The sequence below is a fragment of the Corynebacterium spheniscorum genome (genome assembly GCF_900113445.1).
In the GTDB taxonomy this organism is placed as follows: domain Bacteria; phylum Actinomycetota; class Actinomycetes; order Mycobacteriales; family Mycobacteriaceae; genus Corynebacterium; species Corynebacterium spheniscorum.
Genome location: NZ_FOPJ01000002.1, coordinates 145779 through 160249, shown reverse-complemented (window position 1 = coordinate 160249; position 14471 = coordinate 145779). Strand labels below are relative to the sequence as shown.

The 14471-nt window shown below is 57.5% G+C and carries 9 protein-coding genes; all 9 read right to left on the bottom strand.

The genetic code is table 11. The features are described from left to right. Window positions 1-114: 114 nt before the first annotated feature. Window positions 115-1338: a glutamate 5-kinase gene (gene proB, locus BMZ01_RS02265; RefSeq protein WP_092284001.1), complete on the bottom strand. Its 1224-nt coding sequence runs from the start codon at window positions 1336-1338 to the stop codon at window positions 115-117. Window positions 1339-1414: 76 nt separating this feature from the next. Further along, window positions 1415-2959, bottom strand: a complete 1545-nt coding sequence (gene obgE / locus BMZ01_RS02260; protein WP_092283999.1) for a GTPase ObgE — start codon at window positions 2957-2959, stop codon at window positions 1415-1417. A gap of 158 nt (window positions 2960-3117) precedes the next feature. Next, complete coding sequence (locus tag BMZ01_RS02255; RefSeq protein WP_143067423.1) at window positions 3118-5454, bottom strand: hypothetical protein; 2337 nt, start codon at window positions 5452-5454, stop codon at window positions 3118-3120. Window positions 5455-5656: 202 nt separating this feature from the next. After that, window positions 5657-5932, bottom strand: coding sequence for a 50S ribosomal protein L27 (gene rpmA, locus BMZ01_RS02250; RefSeq protein ID WP_092283995.1), 276 nt, complete (start codon window positions 5930-5932; stop codon window positions 5657-5659). 43 nt (window positions 5933-5975) lie between these two features. Beyond that, entirely contained in the window at window positions 5976-6281 is a 306-nt protein-coding gene (rplU, locus tag BMZ01_RS02245) for a 50S ribosomal protein L21 (RefSeq protein ID WP_092283993.1), read from the bottom strand. Window positions 6282-6689: 408 nt separating this feature from the next. Beyond that, window positions 6690-11087, bottom strand: a complete 4398-nt coding sequence (locus tag BMZ01_RS02240; RefSeq protein ID WP_244887557.1) for a translation initiation factor IF-2 N-terminal domain-containing protein — start codon at window positions 11085-11087, stop codon at window positions 6690-6692. Window positions 11088-11805: 718 nt separating this feature from the next. Further along, window positions 11806-12216, bottom strand: a complete 411-nt coding sequence (gene ndk, locus BMZ01_RS02235) for a nucleoside-diphosphate kinase (protein ID WP_092283991.1) — start codon at window positions 12214-12216, stop codon at window positions 11806-11808. 131 nt (window positions 12217-12347) lie between these two features. Further along, window positions 12348-12809, bottom strand: coding sequence for a DUF4233 domain-containing protein (locus BMZ01_RS02230; protein WP_092283989.1), 462 nt, complete (start codon window positions 12807-12809; stop codon window positions 12348-12350). Further along, window positions 12806-14296: a bifunctional tetrahydrofolate synthase/dihydrofolate synthase gene (folC, locus tag BMZ01_RS02225; protein ID WP_092284224.1), complete on the bottom strand. Its 1491-nt coding sequence runs from the start codon at window positions 14294-14296 to the stop codon at window positions 12806-12808. Before folC ends, BMZ01_RS02230 begins: the two co-directional genes overlap by 4 nt. Window positions 14297-14471: the final 175 nt, after the last annotated feature.

Sequence of the window (14471 nt, the reverse complement as noted above, 5' to 3'; positions counted from 1 at the left end):
TAACCGCGGGCAGCTTTAATCAAACCCGCAGCCCACAGCGCTTCACGCAGCGCACAGCGCTTCACGCAGCGCACAGCGCCCCAAGCAGCATACAGCGCCCCAAGCAGCACACCCCTACACCCGCGAGGCGTAGTTGGATAGATAATCCGCATGCACTACCGGCCGCTGCATGCCTTCTGGCATATCCGCGGTATGCATTCCCACCATGCCCACCAGGGTGTCGGAGTCATAATTAACTTCGCCACGCCCAATAATGGCGCCATCAGGCCCGGTGATTTCCACAATCTCCCCAGACCGGAAATCACCCAAAACTTCGGTAATTCCCACGGCCAGCAAGGATTTACCTCCACTGGTCACGGCTTCTACTGCCCCAGCGTCCAGTCTTAGCGTGCCGCCAATATCCGCGGCATACAGTACCCAGAATTTCCAGGCCGAGATTCGATTATCCCGAGGATGGAAAGCGGTACCCACCCGCGCTTCCCCTAATGCTTCATCAATGTCATCCGCACTAGCTAGCAATACGGGGATCCCACCACGGGTCGCTAAGCGCGCCGCCGACACCTTCGAGGCCATTCCCCCGGTTCCTACGCGGCCACCATCACCGGCTTGCACATTCTTTAAATCATGGCCGGTGCGCACCTGCGAAATAAATTGCGCCTGGGGATCCTGAGGGTGGCGGTCATAAAGTCCCTCCACATCACTAAGCAGAATTAACGCATCCGCCGCCACCAGGTTCGCCACAATTGCGGCCAGGCGATCATTATCCCCAAAACGCATTTCGCTGGTCGCCACCGTGTCATTTTCATTCACAATCGGCACGACCCTCAGTTGGCGCAACCTTTCGATGGTGCGCTGAGCATTCCGCGCCCGATCACGCCTTCCGGCATCCGAGGCGGTGAGCAATACTTGTGCGGTGGCACGCCCATGGCGTTCAAAAGCTCGCCCCCATTCATGCGCCAGCCGCACCTGCCCCACCGCTGCGGCCGCCTGCTTGGTTGCCAAATCCGCGGGTCGATGATGCAACCCCAAGGGCCCAATTCCTGCAGCAATAGCGCCTGAGGACACTAAAATCACATCACTGCCGCGCCCCATGCGGGCTTCTAAAGCATCCGCCAAAGCCACAATTTTCGCTGGGTCCACAGCATGATCGGAGTCATCCGTTAAAGAAGATGAGCCGATTTTCACGACAATGCGCCGCGCATCCCGAATCAGCCGACGCAGCTCCGCTTCCGTGCGCGATACGGTTTCCAGTGGTTTCGGTTCCGGAGCTCTCTTCGAGATCGGGTGCGTAAGGTCGCTGCTTTCGCCGGGATTGTGCAGGGGCATGGGCTTATCCATGTCCCATATCGTAGAGCGCGAGTAGGCAAGCCCTAACGTCGGGGTGAAAAGCCGACGCTAAAACCTTCCAGGGATTTTAGCCCTGCCAACGCTCCCGATCCGCTTGTTGACCATCGCCATAGTCAAACTCATCAATCAAACCGCGGCGAGCCTGCGAGGCCCGCTTACGTTCTGCAGCAGACACACGCGTATTGCGTTCCAAGCGCGGATCCGTGCCACGCCCAGTAAGCGCCACATCATCATGACCAGCAAATAAGGTCGGCTCCCACTCAAAGGTAACCTCCCCAATAGTCACCGGCGCACCGGTTCGTGCACCCGCTTTCGCCAGCGCATCCTCAATCCCGGCCTTCGCAAAGCGATCCGCCAGATACCCCACTGCCTCATCATTTTCGAAGTCAGTTTGGCGCACCCAACGCTCCGGTTTTTCGCCGCGCACAATAAAGCCACCCTGGATCTCCGGGTCATCAATAACCTCAAAGTCCTGCTGCTTCTTCCCGCGCTTGGTGACGGCCTTCGGGCGAATAATAGTGCCTGCACCCGGGGTAGCGCCATCCTTCTTCTTCGCCGCCGCGCGGCGACGCTCCCGGCGCGCCTGCTGCACAATTTCTAGCAGCTTGTACTTCAAGGGGTCGAGCCCTTTCCGGGCCACCGCCGAAATAATGAAAACCGGCCAACCATATTTTTCTTCCAAGTCAGCTTTAAGGAACTCCGCAAGCTCCTCGGCTTCCGGCACATCGCACTTATTCAGCGCAATAATCCGCGGGCGCTTCATCAAATCGCCCAGCCCCACATCCGAATCCAACGCCGACTGATAGGCCTGCAGCTCTGCTTCCAAAGCATCAATATCGCTCATGGGGTCACGGCCAGGATCCATGCTGGCGGTATCCACCACATGCACTAGCACCGCGGTGCGCTCAATATGGCGCAAGAAATCCAGGCCTAAGCCCTTGCCTTCACTAGCCCCAGGGATAAGCCCCGGCACATCAGCAATGGTGAAAGTCTCATGATCCACATTCACCACACCCAGGTTCGGTGCCAAGGTGGTAAAGGAGTAATCGCCGATCTTCGGCTTAGCCGCAGAAAGCACACTAATCAGCGAGGACTTCCCCGCCGAGGGGAAGCCCAACAGCCCCACATCAGCAACCGATTTCAGTTCCAGGACTAGGTCGTGTTGCTCACCGGGTTCGCCTTTAAGGGCAAAACCAGGGGCCTTGCGGGCATGGGAGGCCAGCGCGGCATTACCTAAACCACCAAAGCCACCTTCAGCGGCAATAAAGCGGGTGCCTATTTCGGTGAGATCAGCAAGCATCTCACCTTTGGGGCTCATCACCACGGTGCCTACCGGGACTTCTAGGATCAGGTCTTCACCACGGGCACCATTGCGGTGATCACCTGCACCATTGCCGCCACGTCCGGCTTTAAGGTGCGGACGGAAGTGGAAGTCCAATAGCGTGTGGACGGAGTTAGAGACCTCTAAAATAATGTCGCCACCGTGGCCACCATTGCCGCCATCGGGGCCGCCAAGGGGCTTGAATTTTTCACGGTGGACAGAGGAACACCCGTGGCCGCCGTCTCCGGCAGCTAGGTGCAGCACGACGCGATCTACGAAACGTTGGCTCATCAGGGAAATAACCTCAGATTAAAATTCTCGAAAGTACTGGACAGGCATCCCCAGCCAGTGTTCACTTCCCTATCTTTCACGGAAGTGACAGCTGGGGACCAATCTACCTGTCTTCCATACTGATCCCCTATTCGCTTCGATGTGCGCGCTTAGCGTGCTTAGAAATCCGTCATGAACTTCGGGTCCAACTCACGCGGGCTGGCGGAGCGATCTTTTCTATCTTGTTGTTGCTTCTTCTTGTGTTTCAGCCACGCCCAATACACAACCACCACCAAGATCGCGATACCGATGCTGAGCAGCGGGCTGAGCATATGGTCCCAGGTCCAGCCACCATCATCGATGAAATAATCAAATAGTGGCGGGAAAGCTAAGACCGTGGCAATACCGGCGAGCAAGAAGTTGAACTTCTCTCTGGTATCAGCCGCTTCAAGTGCTTCCTGGCGGCGATTCTCAGAGGTTACGCGCCTAGCTTCAGAGATCCGGGTTTCTAGTAGTCCGCGCCTAATTTTGATCTCACTTTCCACGAACTGCATATGCTCCGGGATAGAGAGCTTCTTTTGGAATTCTTGGAGCAAAGCGCTGGCGAACGCGTTGCTGGTGAAAGAATGCGTCCACAGTTTCATCCGGTAGAACAAAAAGTCCATACTCAGGGAATCAAGACGCTCGAAGGCTTTGGCTAGCCCGCTGGTATCAGCTTCGCGATCGCGGATTGTGCCCAGGCTATTTAACCTATTTCTCAAACCCACCAGCCCGGTGTATTGGCGTAATCCCAAGGTGAGTACGTCAATCACTCGGGTTTGGGCAATCCCCCACAGTGACTGGTCATCGAGTATGTCACCGTTATTTTTCACCATCGCCAAACCATCACTACCCATCCGGACGGTCCAGCTTTTCAGTTTCCCTCCTTCCACACTCATGGAGTCGAGGGACTCATAATCCAAGAGGTAGTTCGTGAAGGGGTCGATGCCTTTTTCCAAGATGTAGGCGTAGTAGTGCTGCCAAAAAGTGGGGCTGTGCTTCTCTGGCCCCTCGCTGAGGCGTCCAGGGCCATAGGGGGTCCTAGGATAAAACCCTTGTCTATTCTCCTTGGCTACTCTTGGGATGGCACAAGACACGACCATGGGCGGTGCATACTCGTCATAGGTAGCGCTCTTGTGTTTTTGCTTCCTGTCGATAAATCCGCCTCGGTTAAGCTCCAGCCCAAACGGCTTCACTGTCTTACTCTCAGTGGCCTTAGGCTTTCGCTTTTCGTCGTCGGTGGCCTCCTCTACCTCAACCCCAATCCCCTTATTGAGATCAGCATTGAGCATCGCCACCGCCTGTTGAGTAACGGAGCTACGCTTATCGAGATCTCGATTTTTCTTAAAAGCTGGAACATCGTCACTCGCATACTGATAAGCGGCACGCGGGGTGGAGTCATCTGTCCCTCTGGACTTAGTGGATTTGCCGGGGACAACCAACGCTCGGGGCCGGCGCATACCAAAGGCAATGGCACCCAACATATTGGTGGTTAGGTTCGTCGCCTGGAAATGCAACACCAAGAAGAATTGGATAGACCGTTCTTGGCCGACTTCTTTCGAACCTCGGATTTCTTTACTGCGACGGCTCTGGGCGAAACCGAGTAATTCTCCGGCACGAAGCTTCAGGTGTCCTTGTTGGACCGGACTGCCGCCTCTTACCGGTTTATAAAGGTCCCATTGTGCATCGGGATCATCATGACCGAAGATCCGCACATAAGATACCGCGCCCCTAGCATGTGCCTCACTGATCAGCTTGGAGCGGTCATGCTCCCTTGCTTTTTCCCCTTCTTTACGTTCCCTCCATTCAGGTACGCCATCTCCTGATTCAGGAGACTCGTCGTAGAAGGGCCTAGAGAGCCAAGGCTGTTCACCGGAATCGAGGTAACCAAAAAGTGCAGGCTGCTGCCCATACTCACCCCTACCAACGGTTTCCGCGGGGAAGCGACCGGATAGGCCACGGAATTGTTGGGGGATCGAAATGTGGTTTTCGCGGGTGGCGTGGGAGAGATCTGTAAGTAATTTGTCGCCGGGTTGTTCGTAGTAGATCAACCCCACCCCGTTATAGCGTCCGGGATGCCAGGGCGCGCCGATCTCAAAGCCGTTGGAAGTATCCGGAGTTTTCTCGGGGTCCTCTGAGTCAACGGCGTCATTTTTCATGCGCTCGACAAATTCTTTGGGCAATACCGTGGAGGAGACCGGGTAAATCACGGAGAAAGTGGCCATCTGCCACTCGATATCGGCCTTGGCTTCTTCAGGAACCTGCTCGATAAAGCAGTAGTCGCGAACGAGGTTGATGAACTTGGAGCGTTTTTTCGAGAACTGCAGCTGCATGTTCTTATGCAGGTCGTCTCGTAACTTGGCTTCACCGGTGCGCCATTTATCGCGCTTCACGCCCTTCTGATCCTCATCCTCCTGCTTCACATCGTCCTGATGCACATCCGTCATCGCATATCTCCCAGGGTTTAAGAAGCCCACATAATATACTCACAAATTCTTAATAAATCATTAAGTAATTGTGGCGCATACGGGCTATTCAATGTATTCACACCAATTATTGCTATTTCTTAAAATAGCGGAGGAGCTGGTGAATGCGGCTGCGACATGCAGGCATAGCAAAAGACCTTGAAACCAAACTGGCTTCAAGGTCTTAGTGCTTTAAAAGTGTGTCAAAGGCTAATTAGGCGTCGACGGTCTCGGCAACTTCGTTCTCCACGATGGAGACGGTGCGGCGGTTGCGCTTAACAGCGAACTTCACTGCGCCGGACTTGAGAGCGAAGAGAGTGTCGTCGCCACCGCGGCCGACATTCTCACCGGGGTGGAACTTGGTGCCACGCTGGCGAACCAAAATTTCACCGGCGTTGACCTGCTGGCCACCGAAACGCTTAACACCAAGGCGCTTGGCCTCGGAGTCACGGCCGTTGCTAGAGCTGGATGCACCCTTCTTGTGTGCCATGAGTATGTCCCTCCTTCAGGGAAATCTTCGAAGCCGTAGAGCTTTACTTGATGCCGGCGATCTTCAGCACGGTCACCGGCTGGCGGTGACCCATGCGCTTCTTGTAGCCGGTCTTGTTCTTGTACTTCATAATGCGGATCTTCGGGCCCTTGGTGTGCTCGACGATCTCTGCATTAACACTTACCTTGGCAAGCTTATCGGCGTCGGTGGTGACATCGGCGCCGTCGACGAGGAGAACCGGGGTGAGAGCCACGGAGGAACCCGGCTCACCCTCGATCTTCTCGACCTTGACGAGGTCACCTTCGGCAACCTTGTACTGCTTGCCGCCGGTCTTGACGATCGCGTACATAGGAGGGCTACCCCTTATCTAGATTATTCGGCTCAGGTACCCGCACCTGGCCGCACTGATCTAAGCAACTTGGCCACACGGCCACCTGATTGATGGACTGTGTTCACTAATTTCTGCGTGTTTCTGGCTGCGATCTCAGACATGGTGAGGTCGACACAGCCCGAAACAGTGACTGTGAAAGACTACCGTGTACTAGCACCAAAAGCCAAACTACGCAGCAATTGCGTACCGCAACCACTCTCCCCTACTTGGGCACGGGACGCAAATCCCAGCCCAGCGAAATAAACCATCAGCCACACAAGGCACAGAAACCTCAGATATCAGCCGGTAGCCAAAAGAAAACACCGCCTGCGCACGCACTCCCCTTTGTTAGAGGAGCAGGCGAAGGCGGTGTCTTCTACTACTTAGTTAACGCCCAGTGCTGCGGCGAACCACGCGGCGGCGACCACGACGGCTCTTCACAACCTGCACATCAGCTTGCGGCTCTGAAGCTACTTCCGGGGTTGACTGCGGAGCATCAGCTTCCGAAGCAGTCTTCTTCGCAGCAGCGCGGGTGCGGCTAATCCGACGCACCGCACGGCGACGACCGCGGGCCTTCAGCTTCACGATCTTCTTTTCCACTGCGGTGTCTTCCGCGGGGGTGGTGTCCTCGCTGGCTTGCTCTTCTGCAGCGGGTGCAGCGTCTTCGCGTTGCTTGCGCAGGCTACGACGCACCGCCCGCTTAGCGCGGGTTTTACGCACCTGGGTTTGCTGCTTTGTCTCCGCGGCATCCTCGCTAGCTGTGGTGTCTTGCTGCTCGGTTGCCTCGGGCTGCTCCGGCGTAGCGGACTCGGTGCGGCTGACCTCAGCCCGCTTGCTACCGCCACGGCGAGTGCCACGGCGGGAACGCCGATCTCGGGAAGGCTGCTCATCGTCCTGCTTTGCGGGCTTGTCGATCTCGACGGGTTCGAAACCATCATCGGGCACATCCGAGGCGGTCGCGTCGACGAAGTCCTCCTTGCGGGGGCGGTGATCGGAACGCGAATTGCCGCGGGTGCGGCGCTTGCGGCGCGGGCTGGCCTCGAAGGCGGCGACGGCCTCCTCGTAGGTCAGCGCCTGGGAGTCCTCCTCGGCCGGGGCGGTCTTGGCGAGCACCTCGGCCTGCTTCTTGATCTCCGATTCGACCACGGGCTTGGGTTCATCCGTGCCCTTGCGCGCGGCGGTGGCGGCGCGGCGGTTGCGGCGCTGGCGGGAACGCGAAGGCTGCTTATCCGACCTGGAGGCGGAGGCGCCTGCTGTGTCTTCATCGTCGGTGAGCGGGAGGTAATCCGCAGCACTCGGCTCATCGGGATCTTCCTTGGCGGCCACGGCGATGGCCTCTGCGGTGATCTCCGCGATAGAGCGCTCAGAGGAGTCGGTCTTAGCGGAGTCATCCTGACGATCCTCGTGGCGATCGTCCTGTCGGGAACGCGAGCGCACGCGACGGCGGCGACCACGGCCAGACTGCTTCTGAGAATCTTCCTGGCCAGTGGCCTCCTGCGCAGAGGACTCATCTTCGACCACTACGGCATTAACAAGGTCCTCAATCGAAGGTGCTTCCTCAGCCTGGGTGGAGTCCGCGGCATCCTCTGCCCCACGACCCTTGCGGTCCTTACGGTCCTCAGCATGGGAATTCTCGCGACGGGAGTCCCCACGGGAATCCCCACGGGAATCACCGCGAGAGTTCTTCCCGCGGCCCTTGCCGCGATACTCCGGTTCCTCCTGTGCCTCCACCGGGTCGGCATGCACCTGGTAGCCAGTACCATCGCAGTGCTCGCACGGGGTAGAGAAAGTCTCCATCAGGCCAGTACCCAAACGCTTACGCGTCATCTGCACCAAGCCCAAGGAAGTAACCTCGGAAACCTGGTGGCGGGTACGGTCCCGACCCAAAGCTTCGGTGAGGCGGCGCAGCACCAGATCCTGGTTTTCGGGCAGCACCATGTCGATGAAGTCCACCACGATCATGCCGCCTAAGTCGCGTAGCCGCATTTGGCGCACGATCTCTTCTGCGGCCTCCAGGTTATTGCGGGTCACTGTTTCTTCCAGGTTCCCGCCAGAACCAGTGAACTTGCCGGTGTTCACATCGATGACCGTCATCGCTTCGGTGCGATCAATCACCAGGGTGCCACCAGAAGGCAACCACACCTTGCGGGAGAGCGCCTTTTGGATCTGCTCATCAATGCGGTGCACGGTGAAGGCATCCTTGCCCTCATGCTCGCTGCGATCGAAACGCTCCAGGCGCTCCAAGAGATCCGGGGCAACGGACTGCACATAGGCGTGCACTGTGTTCCACGGGCGCTCACCATCAACCACTAGGCGAGAGAAGTCCTCATTAAAGAGGTCGCGAACCACCTTGACCAGCAGGTTCGGCTCCTCATACATGGTGACGGGCTTATTGCCGCGCGATTTCTTTTCCTTCGCGCTGCGCTGCTCAATGTCCTGCCACAAAGAATGCAGGCGGTTCACATCAGCGGCGATGGCATCTTCGGCCACACCTTCCGCAGCGGTGCGAATAATGGCGCCACCATCATCGGGCACAACCTTCTTGAGTACTTCCTTTAAGCGCTTGCGCTCCGGGCCAGGCAGTTTGCGGGAAATCCCGGCAGAACGCCCACCGGGCACGTACACCAAATAACGCCCAGCCAAAGAAATCTGGGTAGTAAGGCGCGCACCCTTATGGCCCACCGGGTCCTTAGAGACCTGCACCAACACCTGGTCGCCGCTCTTAAGCGCTTGCTCGATGCGGCGCTGGCGGCCACCTAAACCATGGGCACGCCAATCCACCTCACCGGCATAGAGCACGCCATTGCGGCCCTTGCCGATATCAATGAAGGCAGCCTCCATGGAGGGCAGCACATTTTGCACACGGCCAAGATAAATATTGCCGATCATTGAGGCCTGTGCATCGGAAGTGACAAAATGCTCAACCAGCATCTCATCTTCCAACACACCGACCTCGGTGACATTGCCGGGGCCTTCGCTGCGCTGGCGTTCACGCACCACCATGGTGCGCTCCACAGATTCCCGGCGCGCCAGGAACTCTGCTTGGGAAACCACGTGGCGCTTCTTGCGGCCTTCCTCGCGCATCTCATTGCGGCGACGGCGCTGCGCTTCTAGGCGGGTGGAACCGTGCAGGGCAACGGGTTCTTCAGGAAGCTCCTCTGGCTGCGAGTGCTGATCATGCTTATGGGATTTCTTATGCTCAGCGGCCTGGGAAGCATCCTGGGCACTACTACTTCCGCTGCCACGGCCACGTCCGCCGCCACGGCGACCACGACGCCGCCGCTTCGCAGAGCTACTGGAATCAGAATCCTCGGAATCATCTTCAGCGTGGGAGTCGCTGTGGGAATCGTCGTGGGAGTCCTCCTCGGCTTCGAGTTCTTCCGGGGAGACCCCAATGATCTCGAGGACCTCAGCATCAGCCTCGGCCGCCGGGGTGGGCGGGAGGAAGATGGGGCTGCGGAAGAGCGGTTCGGGGGTTTCTGGGGTTTCGGGAGTCTCTGGGGTTTCCGGGGCGGCCTCAGCTTCGGGAGCCTCAAGGTCTTCAGCCTCTACGGCCTCTAGCTCTGGGGCTTCCTCCACTTTCTCGGCGAGCTCGCGCTCTACCTTCTCTTCGATCTGGTGGATCTCATTAGCAACATTCTTTTCCACCCGCTGACGGATCTTCTCCGTCTTCGGATCCAACGCCTCAGCATCCTCCGAGCCATCGGTTTCTTCGGCAGCCTTCTTCGACGAAGATTTCTTATCCGAAGATTTCTTGTCTGAAGACTTCTTGGCAGAGCCCTTCTTCTCAGAACCCTTCTTGCCCTTGGACTTCTTGTCTTTCTTCTTAGAGTCCTTGGCCTTCTTCGACTTCTTCTCCGAGGCCTCTACCGCAGCTTCCGTAGACTCCTCAGCCCCCTCAGAAGTCTCCGCACTCTCAGTGCTCTCCGGTGCGGCGGTGCTACGGGTTGCGCGACGCTTCCGGCTGGCACGCTTGTGCGTACCCTCCTTCACCACAACCTCATCCATCACCGAAGCTTCTTGTTCGCTTGCCTCAGCGATCTCCGCTTCGCTGATCACCGCATTCTCGGCATCAATATCCGCCTCACTCGGCGCAGCGGCCTCGCGGGTCACTCGGCGCGCACGACCACGCTTACGCGGTGCAGTCTCCTCAGGAGCTTCCTTCGAGATCGACTCCTCAGCTAGGCTGCTCGCTGCGGGTGCGGAGGTGTCCTCCGTAGACGACGCGGCTTCTGCATCATCGGAGATAGCGTCCACAACCTGCACTACTTCATCCTTGGTGAGCGAAGACATGACAACCTTCTTCATGCCTAAATCACCCAGCAGCGTAATCAGCTGCTTCGAGGTGATCTCCAAGGCGCGGGCTAATTGATGCACACGGGTTTTAGCTTCTAGCTCATCGCGATTAATCTTCGCCGCATTCGTCTTCGCTTCCGCAGGTACCTCAATACTCCAGCTAATAGCCTTTGGCTTAGCGGCAATCTTCTTGGCTGGGCGACGGGAGCGCGTCGTTTTCTGCGCCGTTTGCTTGCTCGGCTGCTTCGCCGAATCCTTAGCCTCAGGTGCTTGCTTCACCGAACGCTTCGTCGTACGTTTGGTGCTGCGCTTCGTGCTGCGCTTCCGCGGCGTCTTTTCAGCCGAGCTATCAGCTGCGCTGTTTTCCGGCGCATCCTGGGTGTGGGCGGTGGTGTCCTTCGGCCGGGCAGCTGCACTCGCCTTGCGGGTAGTGCGTCGCCGCTTCGGTGCCGAAGACTTCTGTTCGTCTGGGTTGGTGGTCGATGCCACGAAAACTCCTGTAAACCCTCCGCGCGAATCTCTAAGGCCCTATAGGGCCCTAAGCGCTATCTGGCGTGAAGCATCAAGAAAGATGCCCACATCCTGATACGGGCCGCAATCTTGAACATTCGATGCACCAACAGTCCAGCTATCTCATGCTAAGGCCACTATTTTTAACTTCAAGGCGAAAAGCAGGGGTTTTAAGAAAACCCCCACAGTAACGCCCCGTTGGGGAAAGTGCTCCGGGCGCTGGCGAATAAGGTTCATTCGCCGCCGCCGCACGAAGCAGCCGCGTAAAGCGGATGGGGTGTGGGCCTCAACATCTACCGAGATAACTCACTGCGGGCATCTGGCCCCTAAAAGGGCACCACCTTAAGCCAATAAAACTTAAGCGATGATGCTCACGCCTTGCGATGCCACCTCGTTATTCCCCCAGGACAGGTCCATGACATGCCCTAAAGAAACTCCAAGGTCATCGCGCGAAAAGTGTGGTTGATGGTTGAAGGAAGATTAAAAGATATGAAGTTATAAAGGTGCGGTCTATGTGACCGCGTGCTCTATTCTCGCACACTTGACCCAGTTCGCGGGTACAGACGTGGGCAACACCATGATTTAGCCGCCCACCTACCAAAGCAACCCGCGTCGTGGGTGCTTCGGGGGTACAAGAAAACCCCACACCCAGCAGGGCATTATGCCTTGCTTGCGTGTGTGGGGTGCTCGTTGTTTTTTAGAGGTTCGGGAACCAGATAGCGATCTCGCGCTCAGCGGATTCCGGGGAGTCCGAACCATGGACCACGTTCTCGCCAACGCTCAAAGCGAAGTCACCGCGGATGGTACCCGGGGTGGCCTTGGAGACCGGGTCGGTGCCACCGGCAAGCTGACGCCATGCTTCAATGGCGCGCTCACCTTCGACAATGCCGGCTACCAGCGGAGCGGAGGTGATGAAGTCCACCAGCTCGCCGAAGAAGGGCTTGTCCTTGTGCTCTTCGTAGTGCTTTTCGGCGGTTGCGCGGTCAGCAACACGCAGGTCCATGGCGGCAAGCTTGAGACCCTTGCGTTCAATGCGGGCGATGATCTCACCAACATGGCCATTGCGGACACCATCGGGCTTGATCAGGATGAGGGTACGTTCAGTCATGGCGACAACTTTACTTCATTGCGCACCCAAGCATGGCTTTGGTGCGTACCAGTCGGCCAGTTGCGGGGAGCCCGGCGTACCCCCGCGGGCCCCAAAGAGAGGCCCCGAAGCCTCAACCCCGCTACTACCCGCTATAGATGCTGCGTGGTCAGCAGGCCACGTTTCATGCGTTCAATGAGGTTGCGGCGCAGGTGCAGTAAATACCACCACACCAGGATGAAAATAATCGCCACAATACCCATGGATACATGCACCATGAAGCCTAAGAGTGCGAGCACCTGCAAACCCATATTCACAGCCAACGCCCAAGGGCGGCCCTGGAGGAAAGCCATGAGGAACATCGCCACCCCAACAAAGGTCACATAACCCCAGTTGAAGGTGGTCCAATAGGCCCCTTCATCGACCCGCAGGATTACGGTGAGCACCAGCAAAATACTGATCGCTTCCATGCACATGGTGCCGGCCATTACTCCACGTAGCCCCTTCATGGGGTCTTTTACGGGGGCTTTGCCGGGCCCAAGCGGGCCGTATTCTGGGGCTTCTTCCTTCGGGGATGTGCGTGGCCTTCTGCGGGGGCTGTTCTGTGGGCTCATGCGGGGTCCTTTCCAAAGAGGGTGCGGGCTTCACCGGCGGTCACCACAGACCCGGTAATCACCACACCGGATCCGGATTGCACATCAGTATCTTCGGCTAATTCCACTGCTAATTCCACCGCACTGGGTAGAACCTCAGCAACGTGCACGCGTTCTTCACCGAAAATCTCGCGGGCATATTCCGCTAGATCATAAGCATCCAACGCCCGTGGGCTGGTGGTCTGGGTGCACACAATTTCTGCAACGTGTGGTTCCAGGGCACTTAAGATGCCGCGGGCATCTTTATCCCCTAATACACCTACCACCGCAATCAGGCGGCGGAACTCAAAGTCGCGTTCTAGCGCTTCGCCTAGGGCTTTAGCGCCATGCGGGTTATGGGCGGCATCAATGAAGGTGGTGGGGGTAGAACGCACGCGTTCAAGCCGGCCTGGTGATTGCACCTGCGCGAAACCTTGGCGCACGGTATCAAGATCTAGTTGGCGGCCAGGCCCAGCACCGAAGAAAGCTTCCACCGCAGCCAAGGCAACAGCGGCATTAGCTGCTTGGTGTTCACCAGAAAGGGGGAGGAAAATATCCTCATAATCCCCAGCTAAACCACGTAAGTTCAGCTGCTGCCCACCAACGGCAATCGTGGAAGAAATAACGCCGAATTCACTACCGGCGCGCGCTACCTGCGCATCGCATTCCACCGCGCGTTCAAGCACTACGCGAAGGGCCCCGGGTTCTTGTTGCGCAACAATGGCCACATTATCCGGCGGGGTCAGTAGATCCTCAGCATCCCACCGCGACTTAATAATCCCGGCTTTTTCCGCTGCGATCTCTTCAATGGTGTTGCCTAAATAATCAGTGTGGTCCAACCCGATCGGCATAATCACCGCAATATCGGAGTTGATCACATTGGTGGCATCCCAACGCCCACCCATACCTACTTCCACGCAAGCCACATCTACTGGGGCATCCGCAAAAGCGGCATAGGCCATGGCGCTAAGCACTTCGAATTTGCTCATCGGCACATCCGATTTGGCATCCACCATCTCCACATAGGGCTGGATTTCTCGCCACACCCGCACATAATCACGCGGATGGATCGGTGCCCCATCAATGGCAATGCGCTCGGTAGCTAATTGCAGGTGCGGGCTGGTGGTGCGCCCGGTGCGGCGATGAAAAGCCCGCATAAGGGACTCAATCATCCGCACCGTAGAGGTTTTGCCATTGGTACCGGCCACATGAATCGCGGGGAAGGAACGCTCAGGGTTGCCCAGAAGATCCATGAGCAATTCCATGCGCTCTAAGGTGGGGTCGATCTTGGTTTCTGGCCAGCGTTTATCCAGCTCCGCTTCTACCTCCAGCAGGGCCTGAAGGTCCTGCGGGGTGACTTCATCAGAGGCTGGTTTTTCATAATCATCTTCGCGGCCTAAATCAATGGGTAGCTTCAACCCACTTTCATCCAAGGTCACTTCCCCGGCACCGGAGTCTTCCTCATGCAAAGCAGCCAAGGTTTCATCCGGGTCCAAACCACGCAGCGTGCTATCTACCAGTGCATCCGGGGCGAAGGCCTCTTCACCTAGGGCACGAAGGTGCTCTGGGTTGAGGTCCTCCAGCCCCAACACATCGTCCTGGTTCCCGGATTCACTATCCCGCGTCGTGAGCGAATCAGGTGCG

Bases quoted from the DNA above. Each gene is read 5' to 3' on its own strand.
- proB (WP_092284001.1), bottom strand. From the start codon at position 1,338: ATGGATAAGCCCATGCCCCTGCACAATCCCGGCGAAAGCAGCGACCTT.
- rpmA (WP_092283995.1), bottom strand. From the start codon at position 5,932: ATGGCACACAAGAAGGGTGCATCCAGCTCTAGCAACGGCCGTGACTCC.
- rplU (WP_092283993.1), bottom strand. From the start codon at position 6,281: ATGTACGCGATCGTCAAGACCGGCGGCAAGCAGTACAAGGTTGCCGAA.
- BMZ01_RS02230 (WP_092283989.1), bottom strand. From the start codon at position 12,809: ATGAGCCCACAGAACAGCCCCCGCAGAAGGCCACGCACATCCCCGAAG.
- obgE (WP_092283999.1), bottom strand. From the start codon at position 2,959: ATGAGCCAACGTTTCGTAGATCGCGTCGTGCTGCACCTAGCTGCCGGA.
- ndk (WP_092283991.1), bottom strand. From the start codon at position 12,216: ATGACTGAACGTACCCTCATCCTGATCAAGCCCGATGGTGTCCGCAAT.